Origin of the sequence: Streptomyces monticola (genome assembly GCF_042665355.1) — a bacterium.
Taxonomy (GTDB): Bacteria; Actinomycetota; Actinomycetes; order Streptomycetales; family Streptomycetaceae; genus Streptomyces; species Streptomyces monticola.
Genome location: NZ_JBHTCF010000031.1, coordinates 26,183 through 50,661, shown reverse-complemented (window position 1 = coordinate 50,661; position 24,479 = coordinate 26,183). Strand labels below are relative to the sequence as shown.

Sequence of the window (24,479 nt, the reverse complement as noted above, 5' to 3'; positions counted from 1 at the left end):
ATGACCGTCGCACTGGACGCCGTGGAGCGCACCGCCCTGCTCACGGCGGCCCTGCGGGCAGCCGAGACCCGGCGCCCCGACCGCCTCTACGAAGACCCCTACGCCGCCGCGCTCGCCGGGGACATCGGCCCCGGACTGCTCGCCGAGGTGCGCACCGCCACCTTCCCGCCGGGCCGGGCCCGCACCCTGCCGAGCACTCCCGACTACAACGCGATCCGCACCCGGTTCTTCGACGACTACCTGCAGACGGCCGCCGAGGACCCGGCGACCACGCAGATCGTCCTCGCCCCCTCCGGTATGGACTCCCGCGCCCACCGCCTCGACTGGCCCTCGCGGGTGCGCTGGTTCGAGGTCGACCGGCCCGCCGTCCTCGCGTACAAGGAGGAGCGGCTCGGCGCCGCGGAGCCGCGCGTGGACCACCGCAAGGTCGCCGTGGACCTCACCGCACCCGACTGGGAGTCCGACCTCGAGGCCGCCGGTTACGACCCGGCCGTGCCCTCCACCTGGCTCCTCGAAGGGCTGCTCTACTACATCCCCGAGGCCGACGCCCACCGCATCCTGCAGCGGGTCGCCGCCATCTCGGCGCCCGGCAGCCGGATCGCCGCGGACATCGTGAACTCCGCCGCCCTGACCCTGCCGCACATGCGCGGACTGCTCGATGTGTTCGCCGGCTGGGGCTGCCCCTGGCTGTTCGGCACCGACGAGCCCGAGGCGCTCTTCGACACGTACGGCTTCACGGTGGCGGCGCCGCAACCGGGCGAAGAGGGCGCCGACTTCGGGCGCTGGCCCGATCCCGTACCGCCCCGGTCCGAGCGCGATGTGCGCCGGGTGTTCTTCGTCCACGGACGGAGGCGCTGACATGGCCACCGCTGTGATCGTCGGCGGCAGCGTCGCCGGACTCGCCTCCGCTCTCGCGCTGTCCGGGGCCGGTTACCGCGTCCTGGTCCTGGAGCGTGCGCCCGAACCTCCGACGGGCCCCGCAGCGCAGACCGCACCGCTGTGGGAGCGGCCCACGGTGCCGCAGACACTGCAGTCGCACACGCTCACCTCGCTCGGCGTGCGCGTCCTGCGCGAGCGCGCGCCCCGCGTCCTGGCGCAGGCCCTGGCGGCCGGTGCGCGCGAGCTCGATCTGACCCGGGCACTGCCGGCCGCTGCCACGGGCCGCGAACGTGAGCCGGGCGATGACGACCTGGTGGCGCTCGGCTGCCGGCGTCCGGTCCTGGAACTGGTCCTGCACCGGCATGTGTCCGCACTGCCAGGGGTCACCTTCCGGCACGGTACGACGGTCGACGCCCTGGAGCTCGATCAGGACGGGCGCCGGGTACGCGCCGTCGTCACCCGCACCGGCGGCCGTATCCCCGCCGACGTCGTGGTGGACGCCACCGGCCGCCGGGCCCTGTCACGGTCCTGGCTGCGCGGCTGCGGCATTCCGCTCGCCGAGGACCTGAGCGGACCTTCGGGGCTGAGCGGCTACTCCCGCTGCTACCGCCTGAAGCGCCCGTCGGCGAGCGGCGAGTTCCCCTCGGCGCTCAACCGCGGGCACGGTGTCGGCGACATCTGGGACCACTACGCCGGTGTGCTGCACCCCGGCGACAACGGCACCTTCTCCATTGCCCTGGGCACCCTGCCGGGCGACCGCGCCCTGTCCGGGCTGCGCACCGAAGCCGGGTTCACGGCGGCGGCCACGGCCACCCCGGGCATCGGCCCCTGGCTCGACCCGCAGGTGAGCGAGCCGCTCTCGACGGTGCACACCATGACCAGTCCGCCCAACTCCCTCTGGGGTCCGGCCAGTTCACGCCAGTACCCGGTGGCGGGCCTGTTCCCGGTGGGCGACGCCGCCTGTGTCACCAACCCCCTGTTCGGCCGCGGGCTCTCGCTCGCCCTCGCCCATGCCTTCCGCCTCGCCGATGTGCTCACCGAGCGCCCCCGGATCGACGCGGCCCAGCGCCGGGCCGTCGCACGGATGACGGAGGAGCTGTTCCTGCCCTGGTACACGCAGTCCGTGGCGAGCGACCGTGCCCGGATCGCCCGCTGGCGGTCGGCGGTCAACGGCACTCCCGCGTGGGCCGGTTCGGCCTCCGAGGGCTGTCTGCCCACGATCGAGGAGATCGCGGCGGCGGCGCAGCGGGACGGCACGGTCTGGCGGGGTCTCACGCGGATGCTGATGACCCTGTCCACCCCGGCGGAGCTGTTCTCCGACGCGGAGTTCCTGGCCCGCGTACGGCGGACCCCGCCGTCGGCCGGGGACGGGCGGCCACGGCCGCCGGCCCGTGCCGAGCTCGTGCGCCAGGTCATCGCGGCCGAGGCCGCACCTGCCGCGGGCGCGGCGGTCTCCGTGCCCGGGCCCAGGCGTTCCGGCAGCGCTGCCGCGGCCGCTCTCGCGGGTGCGTCCCGCTCCCTGGCGGCGAAAGGCCTGGCGGGATGACGGCACCGCCGCTGGAGGACACGCCCTTCGCCCGAGGCGCCGTTCGGCAGGAGCCCGCCGGTCCGGCGACCGCTGCCGCCGCGGGGACCCGTGCGCAGGAACAGCACCGGCCGCCCGGTGCCCGGCCCGGCCGCCCCCGGGTCCTGATCGCGCCCGTCACCGTGACCCCGTCCAAGCCGCTGACGCCCAGTCATCTCAAGGGCCTGCTGTGGACGGACGTCATGTACCGGGCCACGAGCGCCCTCGCCGATGTCACCTACCAGTGCAGCCACACCACCTTCCACGCGACCGAACAGACCGCGGGATTCTGGGAGTTCCTCGACCGCAGCTATGGCGACCTCGACTACGAGCAGCTTGACGAGGAGGCCGTCGGACGGCTCTACGTCGCGTTCCGCGGCGCCGAGCGCGCCCCGGCCGCGGCCCTGCGCCCGTATACGGACGCGGCGGAACGCGGCTGGGTGCACCCCGCGTCGGCCCGTGTCCTGCGCCTGTGGTCGCGGCACTACGCCGCGCTCGGCCTGCACGACCCGGGCCTGCAGACGCATCAGCCGCCTGGGCTGAGCCTGGACGCGGCCCTGGAGCGGCTCGGGGAACTGGGTCTGTGCCTGGACCAGCGCGCGGCGGGCGGGCCCGTCTATCTGGACCTGACCCGCCACGGGCTGCCCCTGCGCCCGCTGGTCAGCGCGTCCGGGCGGCCCAACTACCTGGCCTGCGCGCTGCGTGAACTCCTGCCGATGGCCGCGGACTTCGACGAGGTGGTGCTGCTCTACGACAGCGACCTCGACTCCGACTACCAGCTGCTGCAGCGGGTCATCGGCGCGCTCGGGCCCGCCGTGCGCCGGGTGTCGGTCGGCCGGGTGCCCGTCGACGGGCGGATCCTCTCCGCCCGCCACGGCGGCTGGCAGGACCACCACGCCGGCGTGCTCCTCGACACCGCCCTCGCACAGCACGACGCGGCCGCGGTGCGTCTCGGCATGCGGCTGTACTTCATCGGGGCGCTCGGCCCCGGCCGCCGGGAGTCCTTCCGGGCCCGTCTGCTGCACCAGTGGATCGGCCGCTCCGGGCGCCTCCTCGACGCGGCGGCCGCCGCCGGCCCTGCCGCCGACCCGCCCGATCTCACGGACCGGCTCACCAGGCACCGAAAGGACCATCTCTTCGTCGACCCCTACCGGTTGACCGCCGGCCTCCTCGGCAGGCGCTCCGCCGCGCCGGGCGCGGACCTGCTGAACGCGGTGTACCTGTGAACGCGGGCGCGCCCACGGTCCCGGGCGCCCTGGTGGCCGCGGAGCTGCCGGACGGGGTGCCCGGCACGTGCATCAGCCAGGCCCTTCTGCTCGAAGCGGCCGCGCGCCGCATCACCGCGGCCCGGCCCGAGCTCGCCGGCCGGCACGATCTGATGTCGTTCGACGGGCTTCTCGCGGCGCAGCGGGACATCGAGGGCGGCGGCGAGAACGGCGGCGACGGCGAAAGCACGGGCGCCGGTACGGGGGCGGGCAGGGACGGGGACGGGGACGGCGGCACGCTCGCGGCCGTGGTGCTGCGCAGTGTCGACCTGGCCGCGTGGTCGCGGGCCACCTGCGGCTACGCCCTCTCCCTGACACCCGCTCAATCCGCGCTGTGGCGGCGCTCCTTCACTCGTACGGTGTTTCTCGCGGGCAATCCGGAACAGCTGACGAGGCGCTTTCCGTTCGCCCAGGTCGCGGACGACCTGTCGGCGGCCTGGACCTCGCCCGGGCCCGCCGCGGAGACGGCCGCGCTGCGCAGGCTGCTCAAGCTGTTCGTCGGGCGGGCCGCCCTGCCCGACCGTCCGGACACCGTCATCGAGGTACCGGGCACTCCGGCGCCCGGTGCTCGCCCGCCCGTCCACCGGGGCCTGTATCTGGCCACCTCCGGCTGCACGCTCGCCGAGGCGCTCGTGCATCTCAACCACGTCCTGGCCGAGGCCGTCCTCGACGGTCTCATCGCCGGCGGCGACCGGCTGACACTCCATCAGGTACCGCGCCTCGTCGGGGTTCCCGGCCGCCTCGCCGCCGTGCGGGTCGCCGCCGAACACCACCTGCCCGGCCGGCTGAAGGCCGCCGCCGGCCTGACCGAGGAGACGCGCCTTGTCTGATCACACCCCCGGCCCGCTGCTGACGCACCCGGCCCTGTCGGCCTCGCTGCCCGAGGCGGACCTGATCCGCTTCGGCCACCATGGCTCCGTCGACGTGGCCATGCGCATCCTGCGGCTCGCCGGCCGTGACACCTCGGCGGTACGGATGACGGAGTACGACATCGCCGATCCGTTCTGGCTGCTGCGCGCGGGTGAACTCGATGTGATGGTGGCGAAGTTCGGGGTCCGCGAGCCGGATCTGGTGACCAGCAGGGTGCTCGCCCTCGACCCCCGGGCCGCGGTCGTCGGCGTGGGCCATCCGCTCGCCCACTGTGCTTCGGTGTCGGTCGAGGACATCGCCGACTTCGCGGTCTTCGGGCCGCCGGGCATGTTTCCGCCGGACATCTGGGACGAGGTGGTGCCCCGGCACACCCCGTCCGGTCTGCCGCTGCGCCGCGCGCACCGGTTCTCGGCGGTGCCGGAGATGATGCGCCTGGTCACCGAGGGCACGGCGGTACACCTGTCGGTCCTGTCGGTGGCCGATGTCGCCCCGCCGGCGGTCCGCGTGGTGCCGGTCCATGATCTGCCGCCCGCCCCCGTCACGCTGGCCTGGCGGCGCGGTGACGTGCCCGCGCACGTGCTGGAGTTCATCACGGCGGCGGAAGCGCGAGCGTCCCAATGACCACCCCCCGCGACACCACCGGGGCCAACCCGGCCCCCGGTCCCCGGCCCCGCGTCGCGGACCACCACGACCGCCGAGGCAGGAGCCGCCCGATGACCGCCCCCACTCCCCCGGCTCCCCCGGCCGCCGTCGTCCTGCTGCACGCCCTGTCCCTGGACTCGGGGATGTGGGCGGCACAGACATCCGCGCTGCGCGCGAGCGGACACGAGGTGCTCGCGTTCGACCAGCGCGGCTTCGGCACCGCCCCGCTCGGCGACGTACCGCCGTCGCTCGATGTGGTCGCCGACGATCTGGCGCGGGCCCTCGACGACCGCGGTACCGGCCGGGCCGTACTCGTCGGCTGCTCCATGGGCGCGTACGTGGCCATGACGTTTCTGCGCCGCCATCCCGGGCGGTGCGCGGCGCTCGCCCTGCTGTCGGCCCGCGCCACCGCCGACAGCCCCGAAGTCCGGGAACAGCGGCTGCTGTTCGCGGACCTCATGCGGGACGAGACGCGGCGCGCGCCCGTCCTGAAGCTCGCGGGCGAGCAGCTGGTGGGCGCGACGACCCGCGAGGACCGCCCCGGTCTCGCGGCCCGCGTGCGCGCCGATGCCGCGGCGGCCGACCCGACGGCGCTCGCCTGGGCCCAGCGGGCCATAGCGCAGCGGCAGGACGCCTCGGAAACGCTGCGCGCGCTGCGGGTGCCCGCGGTGGTGCTCGCCGGCGCCGAGGACGATCTGGTCACGGCGGAGGAGTCCCGCACCACCGCGGAACTGCTGCCGCACGGACGGCTCGTGACCGTGCCGGGCGCGGGGCATCTGCCACCACTCGAGTCGCCGGAGACGGTCACCGCAGAACTGACCACCCTCCTCGCCCGCACCGGGACCCCCGCATGCTGAGGACTCCGGGCCACGAAGAGAGCGACCGCACCAAGGCGGACCAAGAAGCCCGGGGCCAACGGGCCCCGAACCACCAGCCGGGAGACCACGACGCGCCGGACCTACGGGGCACGGACCACTCGGCGGAGGACCAACAGAACCCGGACCAGCGGGGTAGGAACCATCCGGCGGGGGGCCAGCAGAACCCGGGCGGACAGGATTTGGGGCACCAGGTCGTCGGGCGGCACGACGCATCCCACCAGGCTTCGGGTCGGCAAGCAGTGGGCCCGCAGGGTGGGGGCCGGCAGGGTGCGGATCATCAGGCGTGGGGGCACGCCTCGTCCAACGGGCTTGGGTTCACCCATCACACCATCGTCGACCAGCACTTCCGCGCCTGCGAAGAGGCGTATCTGGGACTGCTCGACGAGGTGGGGATCCGCCCGGGGTGGCGGGTTCTCGACGCCGGCTGCGGGCCGGGGGACTTTCTGCCGCACCTGGCGCACCGCGTGGGTCCGGAGGGCCGGGTCTGCGCCATCGACCTGGCCCAGGAGAACGCCGCCCTCGCCGCCCGGCGGGCGCGCGAATCGGTGTCGCCGGTGCGCGTGGTGCGGGGCAGCCTCTTCGCCCTGCCGTACCCGGACGGCGCCTTCGACGCGGCGTGGTGCGCCAACACCGTGCAGTACTTCGACGACACCCAACTTGCCACAGTGCTCGCTGAGTTGAAGCGTGTCGTACGCCCCGGCGGGATCGTCGCCGTCAAGGATCTGGACGCCCACCTGATCACGGCACGCCCCGGCGACCCGTATCTGTTCGCGGACTTCTTCCGCGCGGCGAGCGCCGACTCAGGCTATGCCCGTCAGCTGCTCCGCTCGCGCGAGCTCTACCGCCATCTGCGCCGCGCGGGCCTCACCGCGGTTCGTCAGCGCACCGTCCTGATCGAGCACCACGCCCCGCTGACTCCGGCCGCCCGTGCCTTCTACGGCGCGTCCAGCGCCCAACTGGCCGCACAGGCCGAGCGGTTGGGTCTTGCCGATCGCTGGCGGCGGCTGCGCGAGCCGGACGGCCCGGGGCATCCCCTCGACGACCCGGACGGCTACATCAGCGAGGGCAATGTGCTGGCGCTCGGCACCGTCCCCCGCCCCGGGACCCGCACTCCCGGAGCGGCCACGCCTCAGGCCTGACCGGCCGCGCCGCCGGCGGCGTCCGCCCACGCCTTCTCCAGGACCTCCGTGAAGGCCTCCGTGGGCTGGGCGCCGGCGACGCCGAGCCGCCGGTCGAGGACGAAGAACGGCACGCCGGTGGCGCCGAGCCGGGCGGCCTCGCGCTCGTCGGCCCGTACATCGTCGGCGTATGCCTGCGGATCGGCGAGCATGGCACGGGCCGCGTCGCCGTCGAGCCCGGCCTCGACGGCGAGCGCCACGAGCCGCTCGTCGTCGTCGAAGACGGACCGCTCCTCACCGAAGTTGGCGCGCATCAGCCGCCGCATCAACTCGCCCTGGCGGCCCTGCTCCTTGCCGAAGTGCAGCAGCCGGTGCAGATCGAACGTGGCGCCGTGGTCACGCCCCATGACGTACGGCAGCCCCTCGGCCGTGGAGAGCCGCAGCAGGGTGTCCTCGTGCTCCTGCGCCTGGGCCTCGCTCATTCCCTGCGTCTCGACGAGCATCGGCACCAGCGGTTCGACGTCGTCCTTGGCCCGGTCCGGTTCGAGCTCGTAGGACCGGTGGACGACCTCGACGTGCTCCCGGTGCGGGAAGGCGGCGAGCGCCTGCTCGAAGCGGGCGTGCCCGACGTAGCACCAGGGGCAGGTGAGGTCCGACCAGATCTCGACGCGCATGGAATTCCTCTCGAGTCGTACGGCGACGGGGCGGCGAAGGCATCGAGCCTCGCCGCCCCTGTGCAACTCGGGAGCCGAGCGTCATCCTTCCCTTTTTCCGGGGCAGTTGGGATCCGCCGCCCGCGGGGTCAGGCCGCTGTCCAGCCTCCGTCGACGGGCATCGCCGCCCCGGTGACGAAGGAGGCCCGGTCGCTGCAGAGCCAGGCCGCGGCCTGGGCCACTTCGTCGGGGTGGGCCATGCGCTTCTGCAGGGAACGGTTGGTGAAGGCGTCCTCCAGTTCCGGTGCCGCTTCGAGGACACCCTCGATCAGCTCCGTGCGCGTGCTGCCCACCACCAACGCGTTGACCCGGATGCCCTGTTGCCCGTACTCGTCCGCGGCGGCCTTCGTCAGGCCGATCACCGCATGCTTGGCGGCGATATACGGTGCGGTCGCACCGGTGGCCAGGACGCCCGCGATGCTGGCGGTGTTGACGATGGAGCCGCCACTGCCGGAGTCGAGCATCGCCGCGATCTGCGCCTTGAGGCAGTTCCAGACGCCGCGCAGATTGACGTCGATCGCCTGGGTGAACACCGCGTCGTCGGTCTGGTGCAGCGGCGTCCCGGCGGTCGCCCAACCGGCGTTGTTGAACGCCCCGTTGATGCTCCCGAAGACATCGACCGTTTCCTTGACGACCCTTGCCACGTCGTCCACGTCGGTGACGTCTCCCGGCGCTGCGTGCGCTCTGCCGCCCGCAGCCGTGATCTCCTGCGCCAGCGCCCGCAACCGGTTCTCGCGCCGGGCCATCAGGACGACCGAGGCTCCTTCGGCGGCGAACAGACGGGCGGCGGCGGCGCCGATTCCGCTCGACGCCCCGGTGATCATGATCGTCGACCCGCTCAGCAGGCCTCTTTCTCCATCCTGACCATTCATGTACAGCAGCCCCTCCCCTTCGGCCAGTTGAAACTGTGACATGCCGAACGGGCAACGCCAAGATCTTTCTCTGCGGCGCCCGCCCTGATCGTCAGCACACACAGTCCGGCCGAAACCCGGGCTGCCGGCAGCGCGGAGGCGGCAGCGGGGAGACGGCCTCTACTCGCCCCTCACCGGGTCCAGTTCGATCCGCTCCGCCACCTTCGGCTTGGCGACACCGGGCAGCAGCAACCGCCACATTCGAATGACGCGCTCGGGCAGAGTGTCGGTACTCCCGGCCAAATGCGCATAGTGCTGAATTCCAGTGAATGCCCCCACGAGGAACTCGGCCACAATCGCGGGGTCCACCCCGGGCGCCAACTCGCCTTTGTCCTCAGCCTCTTTGAGCCATCCCTCGAAGAGGGTCTCGAAGTCCCCGTAGGAGACATCGTTACCGATGCCGTAGGCCTGCTGCTCCACGGCGAGCCGTACGGCGGCCCGCATCAAGGGGTTGACGTTCAGCTGATGCGCCCAGACCAGCGAGAAGTCCACCAGCCGCTGTATCCCTTCGGAGTGCAGCCGCGGCACCAATTCCTGGGGCTGAGCGAGAATGACGGCGCGCGCCAGCGCCTCCTTGTTCTCGAAGTGGAAATACACCGCACCCAGCGTCACACCGGCCCGCCGCATAATCTCCCGCATGCTCGCGCCCTTGTAACCGAGCTCATCAAAGGCGCTGGCCGCGGCGTAAAGAATATCGCCGCGAGTCTTAAGGGCGCGCTCCTGTTTCGGTTCCGCCATTGAGCGCCCTACCTCCCAGAACCAATCAAAACGAACGGCCGTTATTTTACTCGACCACACCCGGGCCCGGCCAGCTGCACCCTGCAAGTATTGGCAAAATCTCGCCCATCCCCGCAAGGGCTCACGAGGTCCTCTATCTACGACGAGAGTCAGCCACCGGGATCCCCGACCCGACGTCACCGTCACACACCGTAACCGATCCGTTCCAGCCAAGTGCGGCGGACAGCAGAACGCTCGGATGCCGTTCCGGCCCTCGGCAGAGCCTGGTTGTGAGCCCCAGGCGCTGCGACATCTCACTTTGAGCCTCTCTGGACGCACCCTCAAGCGGCCGTCGACTTCGCGCCAGCTCTCGACAACAAAAAGAACACTCGTTATGTTGCCAATGCGGCGTGACAGCGCCAACTCGGCACGGCGACAGCGTCCATCCACATCCAGGCAACGGGGGGCATCCATGCCTGTCATCAATCAACTCACTTCAGCCCCAGTGGGCTCGACAATCCCACCGCACTACACACACAAGAAGGATCAATCAGAGGTTCTCCTCACAAGCTGGGACTCATTCCGTCCTGACACATTTGTCGTCTCCGCTCGCTGGCCGACACAGCACCGCTTCTATCTCACGCAGAACGGCCTGCACGACCCGATGCTCTTCGCCGAAAGCGTGCGCCAGTGCTTTCCGCTGCTGTCCCACGCCGGCTACGGACTGCCCTTCGGGTACCACCTGATCTGGCAGTACCTGACCTACGAGGTCGTTCCCTCGGCGATGCGGGCCGGCTCCGATCCCACCGAACTCGACCTGTACATCACCTGCTCCGACATCCGGTACCGCAGCGGAGGCCAACTGGCCGCGCTGACGCTGCACGTCGTCGCGCTGCGCGGCGGTGAGCACCTGGGCACGGCGCAGGCACGCTTTTCGTGCCACTCGCCGTCGATATACCAGCGTCTGCGCGGCTCGTACGCCGATCTGGACCGGTCCATCGCGGCGGCCGGTGCTCCTCCTCCGCCGGTCGTGCCGAGCCGTGTGGCGCGCGACCGGGAGGACAATGTGGTGCTCGCGCCGACTGAGCATCACCGCCTCTGGACCCTGCGCAACGACACGTCCCACCCGGTGCTCTTCGACCACCCGCTCGACCATTCCCCGGGCATGCTGGTGCTCGAAGCCGCCCGCCAGGCCACACACGCCACGTGCGGCCCGGTCTATCCCGTTCGACTCGAGTCGACTTTCCTGCAGTTCACGGAGCTCGACACACCGTGCCGGATCAGCGCCGCCCCTGATCCGGTCGGCGAGCTGGACAACCGGCAGCGGATTCAGATCCTTGCCTCTCAAGGGAGCGACACCACCTTCACCGGCGTGGTCACCGTGCTTCCGATAGCTCCCGAAGCGGACTGAGGAACCCGACTGGGCTGCGTCTCGGATCTCTCCCCAGATCCGAGACGTAACGACGCCCTGTCCCCGCCGCTACCAACGCACCGGCAGCGAGGTCGGGCGGCGCAGCAGTATCCCCTCGTCCCAGGGCAGCGTCCCCGGGTCCGCGTCCAGGGTGAGTGTCGGGAACTCCCTTGCCAGCCTGGTCAGCAGCGTGGTGATCTCCATGCGGGCGAGGGCGGATCCCATGCAGTGGTGGATGCCGTAGCCGAACTGCAGATGCCGCTTTCCGCTGCGGTCGGGGTCGATGATCTCCGGATCCGTGTACACCTCGGGGTCGCGGTTGGCCGCGAAGGTGTCCGCGTACACGATGTCGCCCTCGTGCAGTACCCCGCCGGACGTCTTCAGATCGCGGGTGGCGACCCGGGGGAAGGTGGAGGTCGTTCCCAGCGGGATCAGCCGGATGAGTTCCTCCACCAGACGGGGCGCGATGGCCGGGTCGTCCACGAGGCGCTGCCACAGCGCCGGTGCGCACAGGAGCGTGTACACCGCCTTGGTCAGGACGGACAGGGTGTTCTGGTCCCCCGCGACCAGGGAGGGGAGCAGCAGTCCTGCCAACTCCGCGTCTGTCAGGGGCGGTTCGGCCCGGTCCCGGCCGCTGACGAAACGTGCCACGAGACCGTCCGCTTCGGTGGGCCGCGCTCCGGTCACCAGGTCCATGACGTAGTCGTACAGCTTGTAGAAATGCTCGATGATCGTGGGGAGCTCATCGGCGTTCCCCTTCTGGACCGTGCGGCCGAAGGGCCGGAAGCGGTCGAGGTCCGACGTCGGGACGCCCAGGAAACGGCAGTTGACCGTGGCGGGGACCAGGTCGAGGACGGTACGGAACAGATCCGGGCTCTCCTGTGCGCGCAGCGCGGCGAACCGTTCGTCGATCACCTGGTCCAGGATCGGGCGCAGCCGCTCCACACTGGTCGAGCTGTAGTCGCCGGACACGAAGCCGCGCATCCGTGCGTGGTGCGGAGGGTCGAGGGCGATGAGAAGCTCGGGCGCCAGTGGCGCCGGCAGAAAGCCGGGTCCGCCCTCGACGTTGATCTCGGTGCGGCCGAACGTCGGGTCCGTGAGCACCTGGTGGACGTCGGCGTAGCGCGTCAGATGTACGGCGGCATGACCGCTGGGCAGGGTGATGCGTGCCAGCCCGCCGTCGGAAGGGCCGGTCAGAGGAGTGTAGGCGGGCGGCGGGTCGAGCCGGTCGATGTCCTTCACGCTGATGGAGATCGGCACGGTGGTGGTATCCATGGGCTCCCTAGTTCGTCGTGCGCCGGCGGTGCGGACGGTGATGCGGCGTAGCGACCCGGGTGCGGTGAGGGCCGTCGTGCGGATGAAGGCGTGCGGATGCGGGCGGGCGTGCGGATGCGAACGGGCGGATGCGGGCGGCGGGTTCAGGCACACCGGGCGGATGAGGGCGCCATCGGCATGGTGGTCGCGGGCACGCCGCGAAGTGCGGCCAGGCCCGTGAGCCGGGCCAGGTCGTTCAGGGTCTGTTCGTCGTCGGTGAAGTGCACGGCGCTCCAGCCCTGAGCGCGGGCGGCGTCGCAGTTGACCGCGAGGTCGTCCACGAGCACGCAGCTCGCGGGATCGGCCCCCGCCGTCCTCGCCGCCAGCTCGAAGATCGCGGGGTCGGGTTTGCGCAGGCCGACCTTGCAGGAGTCGATGACGCACTCGATTTCCCCGGCGGGAGCCACGATGTCCTTCCAGTACGGCTCCCACTCAGGGACGTTGTTCGTCAGGATGCCCACCCTGAGACCGTGGTCGCGGGCGCAGCTGAGCGCGCTCATCATCGCGGGGTTCGCGCGCACGCCGGCGAACCACTGCTCCCCGAAGGTCTCCAGGCGGGCCCGGGACAGGTCGACCGCCGGGTGCCGGTCCCTGAGGGCCCGGGCGAGCGAGCGGCCCCATTCGGCCTCGGTGACCAGAGCCAGCTCGACGGGGGCGAGCGTCGGCACGCCCATTCCGTCGGCCACCGTCCGCATCGCCCACTGGAGCTGGGACCGGGTGATCCCGGTCTTGCGCTCGTAGGCGTCGTACAGCTCCGCCAGAGGCGGGGAGAGCACACCACCGAAGTCGAACCAGATCATGAATCGATCATACTGTCGACAACTAAGGAAAGCAGGCGAAACAGAACGATCGTTACGCCGAACAATCCCTGTGCTCCCGTGGTCAGTTGAGACTCACGTGGAGCCGGGCTCTCCCTGGGTGCGCAAGCCGGCCGGATCAGTCGATCCCCCGCACCACCTGCGGCTCCGCGTTCTCGTCCTCGTCGGCGCCCGCCAGGCGCAGGACGGGGGCGGTGGGCGGGACGTCGCGGAACTGGCGGGCGTAGGTCACATATGCCTCGTCGATGTCGTGCACATCGGCCTCCAGCGGTCGGTGGTTTCCGTCGGGCTCCTCGGGGGGGCGGAGGGCGGGGCGCGGCGGCCAAGGGGGGCGGGCGCGCCGATCCGGTCAGGGTGCACCCGGCCGCTTGAGCCGCGCTCGACGGCGCGGGGCCCACTTCAAGTGCAGCTCCAGTGATCCACGAGAGCGTCACAGGCGGCTCTTGCCAGCATTTGGCAAGTTCTTGCCAAGCGCGATCCGCTGTCGAAGGAGCTGGCCCCCCATGTCCCTCTCCGACCTCATCGAGCAGCATGTGCTCGCCCGGCCCGAGGCGACCGCCGTCGTCTACCCCGGCCACCCCGGGGGCGAACCGGCGCTCTCCTACGACGGGTTGAGCCGTGCCGCCAACCGGCTCGCGGCCCATCTGGCGGCCCACGGGGTGGGCCCCGGCGACCGGGTCGTGACGTGTCTGCGGGCCGGGCCCGCGATGGTGACGGCGTTCCTCGCGATCGTGCGGGCCGGCGCGGCGTACGTGCCGGTCGACCCGGCGCACCCGCTGGAGCGGCGCCGCCTCATCGTGCGGGACTGCTCGGCGCGGGCCGTGGTGACCGAGGCGGAGTTCGCCGAAGGATGTGCCGGACTCGGGGCCTTCGTGGTCGCCGTGGACGCGGACGCCGAGGAGATCGCGGCGCGCCCGGACGCCCTGCCCGGGGTCGACGTCAGCCCCGAGAGCGCCGCATACGTCTGCTACACGTCCGGAACGACCGGTACTCCCAAGGGAGTTGTCGTACCCCATCGGGCCGTGCTCGATCTCGTGCGGTCGACGGACTATGTGCGGCTCACCCCGGACGACGTGGTGGCGCAGGCCGCCAACCCCGCGTTCGACGCGGTGACGTTCGAGGTGTGGTCGACGCTCACGGCGGGGGCACGCCTCGTCGGGCTTCCGAAGGACACCGTGGTCGATCCGGGGCGCTTCGAGCGGGCCGTCGTCGAGCACGGCCTTTCGGTCATCTTCCTGACGACCGCGCTGTTCAACCAGATCGCCCGTGACCGGCCGTCCGCGTACGCGCCGCTGCGTGTGGTGATGTTCGGCGGCGAGGCCTGCGATCCGCGCCGGGTGCGCCAGGTCCTCGCGGCCGACCCGCCACGGCAGTTGCTGCATGTCTACGGGCCCACCGAGACCACCACGTTCGCGACCTGGCACGAGATCACCGAGGTCGCCGACGACGCCAGGACCATCCCCATCGGGCGGCCGATCGGCGCGACCGTCGCCGTGGTCGTCGACGAGGACGGGCGGCGCCTGGGCGCCGGCGGCACCGGGGAGCTGCTGCTCGGCGGCCCGGGGCTCGCGACCGGCTATCTGGAGCGGCCCGAGCTGACGGCGCAGCGGTTCGTGCCCGACACCTTCACCGGGACGGATGCGGGTGTCCTGTATCGCACCGGCGACCGGGTGCTGCTGCTCGACGACGGCTCGGTCGAGTTCGTCGGCCGTGTCGACAACCAGATCAAGCTGCGCGGCTTCCGTATCGAACTCGGCGAGATCGAGAGCGTGCTGACCGAGCACCCCGCCGTGTCCGAGGCCGCGGTGTCGGTGTACGAGGCGGGTGACGGCGACCGCCGTCTGGTCGCCCATGTGGTGCCCGCCGCGCCGGAGGCCGTGGCCGCCGAGGCCGACGAGCAGGTCACCGAGTGGAAAGAGATCTACGAGACGCTGTACGACGATGCCGCGGCGGCCGAGTTCGGCGAGAACTTCGCGGGCTGGAACAGCAGTTACGACGGTGAGCCGCTGCCCATCGAGGAGATGCGGGAGTGGCGCGCCGCCACCGTTCAGCGCATCCGTGAGCTCGGCCCGCGCCGCGTCCTGGAGATCGGCGTCGGCACCGGACTGCTGCTCGCGAAGCTGGCCGTGGCCGATGAGTGCGAGGAGTACTGGGCCACGGACTTCTCCGAGTCGGTGATCGAGGCCCTGCGCGCCCAGACCGAGGCGGACCCGCGCCTTCGCGACAAGGTACGGCTCGACTGCCGGGGCGCGGACGACACCGACGGGCTTCCCGCCGGGCACTTCGACACCATCGTCATCAACTCGGTGATCCAGTACTTCCCTTCCCTCGCCTATCTGCGGACGGTGATCGAGCGGGCGCTGCCGCTGCTCGCCCCGGGCGGCTCGCTGCTCCTGGGCGATCTGCGCAACCTCGACCTGTCGCGCTGTATGCAGACCGGTGTCGAGCTGGCGTGGGGCGGCGCACAGAAGTGGGACCCGGCGGAGGTGCGGCGCGCGGTCGGGCAGCGGGTCGCGTTCGAGACCGAACTCCTGCTCTCGCCCGCCCTGTTCACCGCCCTGGCCCGGGAACTGCCCGCGATCCGCGGCGTGGACGTCCGCGTCAAGCGCGGCGTGTACCACAACGAACTGAGCCGCTACCGCTACGAAGCCGTCCTGCACACCGCGGCGCCCGACGTCGACCTGACCGCCGCGCCGCGCGCCGAGTGGGGCGCCGAGGTGACGGACGCCGCCTCCCTGGAGACGTATCTGCAGCGCGAGAACCCCTCCTTGCTACGGCTCGCGGGGGTGCCCAACAGCCGTCTGCACGGCGAGTTCTCGGCCATGCGGGACCTGGACGACCCGGCCCGTACCGTCGCCGACGCCGCCGCCCGGATCGTCGAGGCGCCGGGCGCACCCGACCCCGAGGACCTGTGCGAGCTCGCCGAGCGGCTCGGCTACCGTGCCCTGCCGACCTGGTCGGGCGCCGACGCGGGCGCCCTCGACCTGCTGTTCCTCTCCCCCGGCGCGGCGGCGCGCGGCGCCACGGCCGGCGGGGTGTACGCCGCACCGGCCACCGGCGTCGACGCCTGCGCCAACACGCCCACGGCCTTCGACCGCACCGTCGACCTGGAGGTGCTGCTCCGCGGCCATCTGCAGCAGCAGCTGCCCGACTACATGATCCCGTCGGCGCTCGTGACCCTGGACGCCCTGCCCCTGAACGCCAGCGGCAAGGTGGACCGCAAGGCGCTGCCCGCCCCGGAGTTGACGGCGGCCGCGCCCGGCGCGCAGCCCGGCACACCGCTGCAGGAGATCGTCCGCGATCTGTTCGCCGAGGTCGTCGGAGTGCCACGGCGCCGGGTGGACGCCGACCGTGACTTCTTCAAGCTGGGCGGTCACTCTCTCGGCGCGGCCCGGCTCCTTTCCCGGGCCCGCGAGACCCTCGGCACCGACCCGGGCAGCCGCGCCCTGTACGACGCCCCGACGCCGGTGGAGTTCGCCGCGCTCGGCGGCGACTGCGCCTCGGCCCCGTCCGGCGCCGGTTCCGGCACGGCGGGCCGTCTGGTCCTGCCCATACGGCTGCGGGGCGCTCTCGACCGGCGGGCCCTGGAGGCGGCGCTCGGCGACCTGGAGGCACGCCATGAGGTTCTCGCGGGGCTACGGCTCGTGGCGGCGCGGGACGATGGGCGACAGAACTCCACGGACCAACTGGCATCCCCCACAGCCCAGTTGACCTCGTATGCCGCCGACGACCAGCTGCTCACCTTCTCCCTGCCGCCCGCCACCGTGGACCTGTGGTCGCAGCGGCCGCTCGCCGCCGACCTCGCCACGGCCTACGGCGCCCGCGCCACCGGTGACGTGCCGCGTCCTGGACCGGCCGTGGCGCTGCCCGAGGCGCGGGACAGCGCCGGTGATATGCCGCCGACGCCGCTGCCGGGCAGCGGGCCCACCGGCGCGGACGACGGCTTCGGGTCCCTGCAGTCGCAGCTCGGCTCCGAACTGCACGACAAGCTGGGGCAGTTCGCCACCGAGCGCGGGGCCACGGTGGCCGTGGTCGTGCACACCGCGCTCGCCGCGCTGCTCGCCCGGCTCGGCGCCGGACCGGCCGTGACCGTGGCCGCCACGGTGCCGGCGCGTGGCAGCGACGAGCTGCGCCGCGCGGTCGGTCCGTACGGGCGCAGGCTCGCCCTGACCGTGGACACCGCGGGCGACCCGGCGTTCTCCGAGCTGCTCGGCCGGGTGCGCGCCGCCGCCCTCACCGCGTACCGGACGGCCGACGCACCCTGGGCCGGGCCCGGCGGCGTTTCGCTCACGGTGCTGCAGGAGCAGGACGTCGAGTATCAGGCGGCCGGGCTCTCCCTTCGTCCCGAGCTCCCCCAACCACCCACGCCAAGCGGGGAGTTCGGGCTCACTCTCATCGAGCGGCAGAACGCGGCGGGCGCGCCCGCCGGGATCGCGGTGAGCGCGGCCTACCGGCGCGAGGCGGTCGGCGAGACCGCCGCGGCGTCCCTCACCGGGCAGCTCGTGGCCGTACTCGAAGCCGTGCTCGACGACGACACCTGCCCGCTGAGCAGGCTGCCGCTCGGCGCCGGCGGCGAGCAGGCCGAGGGCGTCTGGTCGGGCCGCGAGGTCGAGACCGCCGCGGCGACACTGCCCGAGCTGTTCGCGGCGCGGGTCGCGGCGGCACCCGGCGCGCTCGCCCTCGCGGGCCTGGACTACGCCGAACTCGATGTGCGCTCCGACCTGTTGGCGCACGCGCTGATCGAGCACGGCGCGGGCCCCGGTACGTCGGTGGCCACGGCCATCGAGTCGCCCGCCGGGTTCGCGGTGGCGGCGCTCGCGGTCGCCAAGGCGGGTGCCGCGTGCCTGCCGCTCGACCCGGAGACGGGCGCCCCCGAGACGCTGTCCCCGGTCGCGCTGCTCCTGGACGCCACGGCGGACCTCGCGCTGCCCCCGGTGCCGGGCGCGGCCCGCCTGGTGCGCGACCCGGACACCACCATCGCACCGTCCGCGGGGAGTTGGCCGGTCAAGGACGAGGAGCGGGTGCGCCCGCTGACCGCGGACCATCCGGTGCTGCTCGCGCCCGGTTCGGCCGGGCCCGTGCTCGTCGGCGCCGCTTCGGCCGCCGTGGCGAGCGCGGTCGCGGACGGCGAAGGGACCACGGGGCCGGCCGCCTGGCTGGTGCGCGGCTACCCGGACGCCGACGCCGCGCTCGGCCTGCTCACCGCCCTGGCCTGCGGCGCCACGGTCGTGGTGCCCGATGGGACGACGTACGACGAAGGGCCGCAGGCGCTCGCGGGCTGGCTGCGCCAGCACGGCGCCCGCACCGTCCTGGGCGGGGTGAGTCCCGAAGTCCTCGCCGCCGCTCGTGCGGAGGGCATCTCGCTGTTGCTGTCCGGGGGCTCGGCCGAGGGCCGGCTGCTCGTGGACCATCCGCCGGGCGCACCCACCAGGCCCGCTCCCGGCCACCGCGCCTATGTCCTGGACGCGGCGCTGCGGCCCGCCGCTCCCGGTGCCGCGGGGGCCCTGTACCTCGCGGGTGCGGGGGTGGCCATCGGGTATGCGGGGCTGCCGGGCGCGACGGGTGAGCGCTTTGTGCCGGACCCGTTCGCGGCGGCGGGCACCGCCCGTATGTGGCGCACCGGGCGGGCCGCGCGCCTGGACCGCGACGGGGTGCTCGAGGTGCTCGACGAACCGTGGGAGCAGGACCCGTTCACGGACGAGTACGGCACGTTCGTCGTCGTCTCGGACGACGCCGGGCGCCGCTCCCTGTGGCCGGCCGCCGTGCCCGTGCCGGACGGCTGGCGGATCACCCACGAAGAGGACCTCTACGACCTCTGCCTCGACCACCTCGACGAGCCCGCCGCGGCCACCACTCCCTGAGCACCCGCCCGTACGACCGAAGCCGCGAGAACCACCCCGAGACCCGTAGGGAATGCCATGACCGTCATCGACCATGCCCCCGCACCGGCCGAAGTGGCCGCGTCGCCGGGCGCCCGCCATCACGTCCTCGATCTGTCCGCGCGCGACGCCCGTGCCGCACACGCGCTCGCCGCCTCCTGCGCCGGGGTCTTCAAGGCGGCCGACGACCCGAGGTTCCTCGACGAGGCACCGGTGATCGCGCACGATCTGCCGCTCGCGGTCCGCCGCCATCTCAACTCCGCACGCCGCGACGAGGCCACCCACGCCACGCTGATCCGCGGCAATGTCATCGACCAGGCGGCGCTCGGCCCGACGCCCGCGCACTGGAGCGTCGCCGACACCGAGGAGAGCCAGGTCTACGGCTGCCTCCTCGTCCTGTACGCGGCGCTGCTCGGCGATGTCACCGGCTGGGCGACCCAGCAGGACGGCCGCCTGGTCACCGACGTACTGCCGAGCAAGGGCTACGAGCACAGCCTGATCTCGGCCTCCAGCGAGCTGGAGCTGTCCTGGCACACCGAGGACGCGTTCTCACCGCACCGGGCGGACTGGGTGGGCCTGTTCGCGCTGCGCAACGGCGACGTGCCGACGACGGTGTCGCACGTCGATGTGCGGCGCATACCGCCGCGGACCGCCGCCGTCCTGGCGCAGCCGCGGTTCATCGGTCTGCCGGACTCCTCGCACGAGTTCGACGGCGGCCGCCCCGGACGCGATCCGGTGGCGATCCTCGACGGCCACCCGGATCTGCCGGTGCTCAGGATCGACCGGGACTTCTTCCGTGCCCAGGACGGCGACGAGGAGGCCGCCGACGCGCTCGCGCAGATCGTGGACCACCTGGACGCCAACCTCAGCGACGTCCTGATCACCACCGGCTCGGTGTGCTTCGTCGACAACCGCAACGTGGTGCACGGACGCCGCCCGTTCCGGCCCGGCTTCGACGGCTCGGACCGCTGGCTCAAGCGCGTCAACCTCGTCCGCGATCTGCGCCGTACCCGCCCCGGCCGGATCGACGGCGCGACCCGTGTCATCGGCTGACCCGTCCGTGTATTCCAGGTATTCCAGGAGGAACGCCCCATGAGCTCTGCGCCGTCCCGCCCCACCGTGCTGCTCGTGGAGAGCCGCCGCACCACCTTCACCGACAGCGTGCTCGGCCGCGACGACGTCGATGTCGTCCTGCTGCGCTTCGACTCGGTGCCGCTGACCGAGGACTACATCCGCCGCACCGCGCACATCCCGACGTTCACGCTGCACACCGCGGCGGATTTGGCCCAGGAGGCGGCCCGCTATCTGCACTGGCTCACGACCTCGCCGGACGTGCCGCGGCCCGCGTACTTCTGCAACCCCAACGAGGCGCTGCAGGCGACGGCGCAGCGCTTCGCCGGACTCGTGGGGTTGCCGCATCTGTCGCAGGAGCAGGTCGCCTGGGTGCGCGACAAGACCACGATGAAGGACCGGTACGCCGAGCTCGGCATTCCCCATCCCGCGTACACCCGGGTCGGCTCCCTGGAGGACGTCGCAAAGTTCGGGGACACGCACGGCTGGCCGGTGATCCTCAAGCCCGTCGACTCGGACTCCTGCATCGGTACGTACAAGATCTCCACGCCGGAAGGCCTGGCCGCCGTGCCGCCGCTCGATCCCCAACTCGACTGGATGGCCGAGCAGTTCATCGGCGGCCGGGAGTTCCAGCTGTGCGCGGTGGTGGCGCGCGGGCGGGTCGTGGACGCGTATCTGTCGAAGAATCCGCGGCCGATCCTGGAGGTCCTGGACGGCGCCATCAACGCCAACATCACCTACGCACCGAGCGAATCGCTGCCCGTCGACGCCAAGGCCCTCGCTCAGCGGCTCACCGACGGCCTCGCGCTGCCGCACGGCTATCTGCACGGCGAGTTCTTCCTCACCGACCGCGGTGACTTCTACATGAGCGAGGTCGCGGCCCGGCTCTCCGGCTGCGAGGTGCCCATGAACCACGGCCTCGCCTACGGCTTCGACTTCCTGCACACCATCCTCGACACCTATATCGACCGGGTGCCGGTCCCGGCGTACACGAAGGACCGCGCGGTCGGCGATCTGCTCCTTCCCACCCGGCCCGGGCGCCTGGTGCACATCAGCTCCGAGGAGGAGATCAGCCGGCTGCCCGGTGTCATCGGCGTCCATCTGACGGCCGCGCCCGGAGATCTCCTCGACCCGCCGCGCGCCTCGCACGCCTCCACCGGATACGTCCATGTGGAGGGCGCCACCGCCGACGAGGTGGAACGGCGGATGCACCACATCCTGGACCGTTTCGAGCTGAAGGTGGACGACAAGTGACCGCCGGCGGCCCGCTGTTCACCGCGTACGAGTCCCTCGACGCCTATGCGCGCGCCTGCGCGGAAGGGACCGGCGGCACGCTCCCGGTCTGGACGGGCGGCCGCACCGATCTGCTCGACGGGATCGCCCTGGCCGAGCAGGTGTACACGGGCCGCCGGACCCCCGAACCGCTCGACACCGGTGTCCTCGTCGGCCCGCTGCCGGAGCCGCTCCTCGCGCAGATCCGGCCGCTGGCCCGCGTCTGGGTCGCGGACGTGGCCGAACTGCCGGACTCCGGTTCGGTGTTGCTGGCCGGTACGTACGCGGAGCTGCGCGCCGAAGCGCTGCAGCACACCATCGAGCGGGCGCACGCCGACGGCCGGCCCCTCGCCCTGCTCACCGGGCGTGACGTGCACAGTCTCAGCTGGGTGGCCGCCAAGCAGTACGCGGCCGCCGCGCCCGAAGGTCCTGTCGGTGTCGTCTCGGAGCTGGACGCGGCGGAGCCGGTGCCGGGCGCCGACGTGTGGTGCGGCGCCCGGGACGTGCACCGGCTCGATGTGCGCTCCCTCGCCCTGGGGCGGGTGTGGCGGCGGGTGCTCTTCCACGGCAACGGCAAGGACGACCAGCTGAACCTGGGCCAGTTCACGCTGTGCGGGGCGAGCCCCGTGGCCGCGCTGCTCCCGGGCGCGCCAGGGCCCAAGTGCGCCTACGGCCTCGGCTGCACCAAGCCGGAGGACAAGCTCATTCCCGCACGGGCGATCCGCACCGCCGAGCTGGTCCTCGCCAACTGCTTCAGCGGCGCCCTGGCGGACCACGCGATGTACGACCCGAAGTATCTGATCCTGCTCAACGCCCTCGACGGTCCCGCGCAGTCCGTGGCCGCCACCCTCACGGCCTGCGACGCCCAGCGCCCCGAGAACCTCGCCTGGCTCGGCGGGTCGGCGCGGCACGGCGGTTCGGTGCTCGCGGTGAATGAGCGGCTGCGTGACATCAACCCGTACCCGGCGTTCATCCAGGTCGGCCTGGAGCAGCCGGCGGCCGCGCCGGACGCCGGGGGTGCGCAGGAGACCGAGGGTGCGCCCGTGGACGACGGCTCGGCCGGTCTGCCGCTGCACACCATCGGCGCCCGCCTGGCCGGCTATCTGGACAGCGGGCTGCTCGGGGACGCCTACCCGCTGCGGCCCCGGCTGCGGAAGCTCGCGGACGCGGCGCTGCGCGACGCGGTCCGCACGGTGGCGCTCTCGCCGCCGGACGGCGCGGCGGCGCTCGCGGCCCTCGCGGGCGAGGTGAAGTCCCTCGACCTGGCCCTCGCGCACCGTTTCGCCAAGCATCACGACGATCCGGCGCTGCAGTTCCCCACGTACTTCGGTGAACGCTCCGTCGCCGGGCCGCAGTTCGACCACGAAGCGCCCTGCGCCTGCGGACGTCCGCTGCGCGGCACCGTGCGCCGGGGCCGCCTTCCGCAGCTCGCCGACACCGTTCAGCTGGTCTGCGCGCGCTGCGGCGATGTCGCGAACTCGCATGTCGACGCCGTGGAGTTGCGGGTAAAGTCGGCGGACCACGCGGCCGCGGGCAGCACCTTGCACGTGGTGGTCGAGGCGGTGGCGCGGCGCTCGGGCACCGTGAATCTGGGGATCGTGCTGCCGCTGTATCTCGACGCCAAGGTGGGCCCTGTGCTGCGCCGCGTCGAGGCGCGGGCGGGTGAGACGGCGCACGCGGAGTTCTCCGTGGCGCTCGACCCCCGCGCGACCCCGCAGGCGTACTACTTCAGCCCGTACGCGGTGCACGACCTGGGCATCTCGATGGCCCGGGTGCACTTCACACTGTCCCCCGCCACGGGGGACGCACAGGTGACGACTTGACCGGCACGGAAACGGGGGCGGGCATGGACGCGACGGAGCCGGGGCACGGGGCCGCCGGCGGACCCGGAGCGGGACCCGGCGGGGGCTCGCTCGCGCCGCTGCGGCACCGGCCGTTCCGCCGGCTCGCGGCGGGCCGCCTCCTGGTGTACTTCGCCAACGCCATGGCGCCCGTGGTGCTCGCCTTCGCCGTCCTGGACGCCACCGGATCCACCACCGACCTGGGCATCGTGGTCGGTGCCCGCTCCCTGGCCAATGTGGCGCTGCTCCTGGTCGGCGGGGTGATCGCGGACCGGGTGCGGCGCACGCTGATCCTGCAGGGCTCGGCGCTCGCCGCGGCGGCGGTGCAGGCGGCCATCGCGGCGAGCGTGCTGCTCGGCTTCACCTCGATCCCGCTGCTCGTGCTGCTGAGCGTGCTGAACGGCGCGCTTGCCGCGCTGTCCCTGCCCGCGTCGGCCGCGCTCACCCCGCAGACGGTGCCCGCGGACATCATCCGTCCCGCCAACGCGCTCATGCGGATGGGCACCAACCTCGGCATGATCGTGGGGGCCTCCCTCGGCGGTGTGGTCGCCGCGGTGCTCGGCCCCGGCTGGGGCCTGGCGTGCAACGCGCTGGCGTTCCTGGGGGCGGCCTGCTGCTTCTTCGGTGTCTCGGTGCCCGCGTCCGACGGCCCGGTCCCCGACGCCGAGCGCGCCCACCCGCTGCGTGAACTGCGCGACGGCTGGCGGGAGTTCACCTCGCGCCGCTGGGTGTGGATCGTGGTCCTGCAGTTCATGGTGGTCAACGCGGTAGTGGCGGGCGGCATCCAGGTGCTCGGCCCGGTCGTCGCCGACGACACCTTCGGGCGCGGGGTGTGGGGCGCGGTCCTAGCGGCGCAGATGGCCGGCGCGGTGGCGGGCGGTTTCCTCGCGGCCCGCTCCCGGGCCCGGCACGCGCTGCTCTTCGGCGTGGCCCTGACGGCGGTGGAGTCGCTGCCGCTCGTCGTGCTCGCCGAGGCCCCGGGCGCGCTGCTGCTCGGCCTCGCCATGTTCGCCAACGGCGTGGCCCTTGAGCAGTTCGGCGTCGCCTGGGACGTATCCCTGCAGGAGAACATCCCGCCCGACCGCCTCGCCCGCGTCTACTCCTACGACGCCCTCGGCTCCTTCATCGCCCTGCCCGTCGGGGAGATGGCCGCGGGCCCGGTCTCCGGACACTTCGGCATCCGCGCCACACTCATCGGCGGCGCGATCCTCATCGTGGGAGCCACAGCACTCGCGCTGTGCAGCGGCCAGGTACGAGGCCTCGTGTCCGCGCCACGCGGAACGCCGGAGCCGGCGAAGGCGTCCGTGGAGTAGTAG

The 24,479-nt window shown here is 72.5% G+C and carries 19 protein-coding genes; 13 read left to right on the top strand and 6 right to left on the bottom strand.

Translation table 11 applies throughout. The features are described from left to right. From ACFQVC_RS39595 to ACFQVC_RS39565, 7 genes are all read left to right on the top strand, one after another. Positions 1-858, top strand: a complete 858-nt coding sequence (locus ACFQVC_RS39595) for a class I SAM-dependent methyltransferase (RefSeq protein WP_381840570.1) — start codon at positions 1-3, stop codon at positions 856-858. 1 nt (position 859) lies between these two features. Further along, positions 860-2,425 carry an FAD-dependent oxidoreductase gene (locus ACFQVC_RS39590; protein WP_381840568.1) on the top strand — a complete coding sequence of 522 codons (1,566 nt, stop codon included), beginning with the start codon at positions 860-862 and terminating at the stop codon, positions 2,423-2,425. Beyond that, the gene (locus ACFQVC_RS39585) at positions 2,422-3,669 is read left to right on the top strand and encodes a hypothetical protein (protein WP_381840566.1); all 1,248 of its coding nucleotides are present in this window, start codon (positions 2,422-2,424) and stop codon (positions 3,667-3,669) included. Before ACFQVC_RS39590 ends, ACFQVC_RS39585 begins: the two co-directional genes overlap by 4 nt. After that, the gene (locus tag ACFQVC_RS39580; protein WP_381840563.1) at positions 3,666-4,538 is read left to right on the top strand and encodes a DUF6182 family protein; all 873 of its coding nucleotides are present in this window, start codon (positions 3,666-3,668) and stop codon (positions 4,536-4,538) included. Before ACFQVC_RS39585 ends, ACFQVC_RS39580 begins: the two co-directional genes overlap by 4 nt. Then, positions 4,531-5,199: a LysR substrate-binding domain-containing protein gene (locus ACFQVC_RS39575; RefSeq protein ID WP_381840561.1), complete on the top strand. Its 669-nt coding sequence runs from the start codon at positions 4,531-4,533 to the stop codon at positions 5,197-5,199. Before ACFQVC_RS39580 ends, ACFQVC_RS39575 begins: the two co-directional genes overlap by 8 nt. A 92-nt stretch (positions 5,200-5,291) precedes the next feature. Next, on the top strand, positions 5,292-6,077 hold the full coding sequence (locus tag ACFQVC_RS39570; RefSeq protein ID WP_381840558.1) for an alpha/beta fold hydrolase: 786 nt from the start codon (positions 5,292-5,294) through the stop codon (positions 6,075-6,077). A 260-nt stretch (positions 6,078-6,337) separates the two neighbouring features. After that, a complete protein-coding gene (locus ACFQVC_RS39565; RefSeq protein WP_381840555.1) occupies positions 6,338-7,237 on the top strand; it encodes a methyltransferase domain-containing protein in 900 nt (299 codons plus the stop codon). Here ACFQVC_RS39565 and ACFQVC_RS39560 read toward each other — a convergent pair. The 3 genes from ACFQVC_RS39560 to ACFQVC_RS39550 all read right to left on the bottom strand — a co-directional run bounded on the left by ACFQVC_RS39560 (position 7,228) and on the right by ACFQVC_RS39550 (position 9,578). Continuing rightward, complete coding sequence (locus ACFQVC_RS39560; RefSeq protein WP_381840552.1) at positions 7,228-7,890, bottom strand: DsbA family oxidoreductase; 663 nt, start codon at positions 7,888-7,890, stop codon at positions 7,228-7,230. The genes ACFQVC_RS39565 and ACFQVC_RS39560 overlap by 10 nt on opposite strands. Positions 7,891-8,018: 128 nt before the next feature. After that, positions 8,019-8,801, bottom strand: a complete 783-nt coding sequence (locus ACFQVC_RS39555; RefSeq protein WP_381840549.1) for an SDR family NAD(P)-dependent oxidoreductase — start codon at positions 8,799-8,801, stop codon at positions 8,019-8,021. Positions 8,802-8,960: 159 nt separating this feature from the next. Beyond that, the gene (locus ACFQVC_RS39550; protein ID WP_381840546.1) at positions 8,961-9,578 is read right to left on the bottom strand and encodes a ScbR family autoregulator-binding transcription factor; all 618 of its coding nucleotides are present in this window, start codon (positions 9,576-9,578) and stop codon (positions 8,961-8,963) included. A 451-nt stretch (positions 9,579-10,029) separates the two neighbouring features. Between ACFQVC_RS39550 and ACFQVC_RS39545 the strand changes: the two genes are divergently transcribed. Next, positions 10,030-10,968, top strand: coding sequence for a ScbA/BarX family gamma-butyrolactone biosynthesis protein (locus ACFQVC_RS39545; RefSeq protein WP_381840543.1), 939 nt, complete (start codon positions 10,030-10,032; stop codon positions 10,966-10,968). Positions 10,969-11,037: 69 nt separating this feature from the next. On the opposite strand, the gene ACFQVC_RS39540 is transcribed toward ACFQVC_RS39545, so the two are convergent. From ACFQVC_RS39540 to ACFQVC_RS39530, 3 genes are all read right to left on the bottom strand, one after another. Then, positions 11,038-12,243 (bottom strand): cytochrome P450, encoded by a 1,206-nt coding sequence (locus ACFQVC_RS39540; protein WP_381840540.1) that lies wholly within the window; start codon positions 12,241-12,243, stop codon positions 11,038-11,040. Between the two features lie 143 nt (positions 12,244-12,386). After that, positions 12,387-13,082 carry an HAD family hydrolase gene (locus ACFQVC_RS39535; RefSeq protein ID WP_381840537.1) on the bottom strand — a complete coding sequence of 232 codons (696 nt, stop codon included), beginning with the start codon at positions 13,080-13,082 and terminating at the stop codon, positions 12,387-12,389. 136 nt (positions 13,083-13,218) lie between these two features. Then, on the bottom strand, positions 13,219-13,356 hold the full coding sequence (locus ACFQVC_RS39530; protein WP_381840534.1) for a hypothetical protein: 138 nt from the start codon (positions 13,354-13,356) through the stop codon (positions 13,219-13,221). Positions 13,357-13,603: 247 nt separating this feature from the next. On the opposite strand from ACFQVC_RS39530, the gene ACFQVC_RS39525 reads away from it, so the two are divergent. Genes ACFQVC_RS39525 through ACFQVC_RS39505 form a run of 5 tightly spaced genes read left to right on the top strand, consistent with a single transcriptional unit; the run spans position 13,604 to position 24,476 of the window. Continuing rightward, a complete protein-coding gene (locus tag ACFQVC_RS39525) occupies positions 13,604-18,961 on the top strand; it encodes an amino acid adenylation domain-containing protein (protein WP_381840531.1) in 5,358 nt (1,785 codons plus the stop codon). Positions 18,962-19,018: 57 nt separating this feature from the next. Beyond that, a complete protein-coding gene (gntD, locus tag ACFQVC_RS39520; RefSeq protein WP_381840528.1) occupies positions 19,019-20,032 on the top strand; it encodes a guanitoxin biosynthesis L-enduracididine beta-hydroxylase GntD in 1,014 nt (337 codons plus the stop codon). Between the two features lie 39 nt (positions 20,033-20,071). Further along, positions 20,072-21,304 (top strand): ATP-grasp domain-containing protein, encoded by a 1,233-nt coding sequence (locus ACFQVC_RS39515; RefSeq protein WP_381840525.1) that lies wholly within the window; start codon positions 20,072-20,074, stop codon positions 21,302-21,304. Then, the gene (locus tag ACFQVC_RS39510) at positions 21,301-23,145 is read left to right on the top strand and encodes a hypothetical protein (protein WP_381840522.1); all 1,845 of its coding nucleotides are present in this window, start codon (positions 21,301-21,303) and stop codon (positions 23,143-23,145) included. Before ACFQVC_RS39515 ends, ACFQVC_RS39510 begins: the two co-directional genes overlap by 4 nt. Then, complete coding sequence (locus ACFQVC_RS39505) at positions 23,142-24,476, top strand: MFS transporter (RefSeq protein WP_381840519.1); 1,335 nt, start codon at positions 23,142-23,144, stop codon at positions 24,474-24,476. The genes ACFQVC_RS39510 and ACFQVC_RS39505 overlap by 4 nt, the downstream gene beginning before the upstream one ends. Positions 24,477-24,479: the final 3 nt, after the last annotated feature.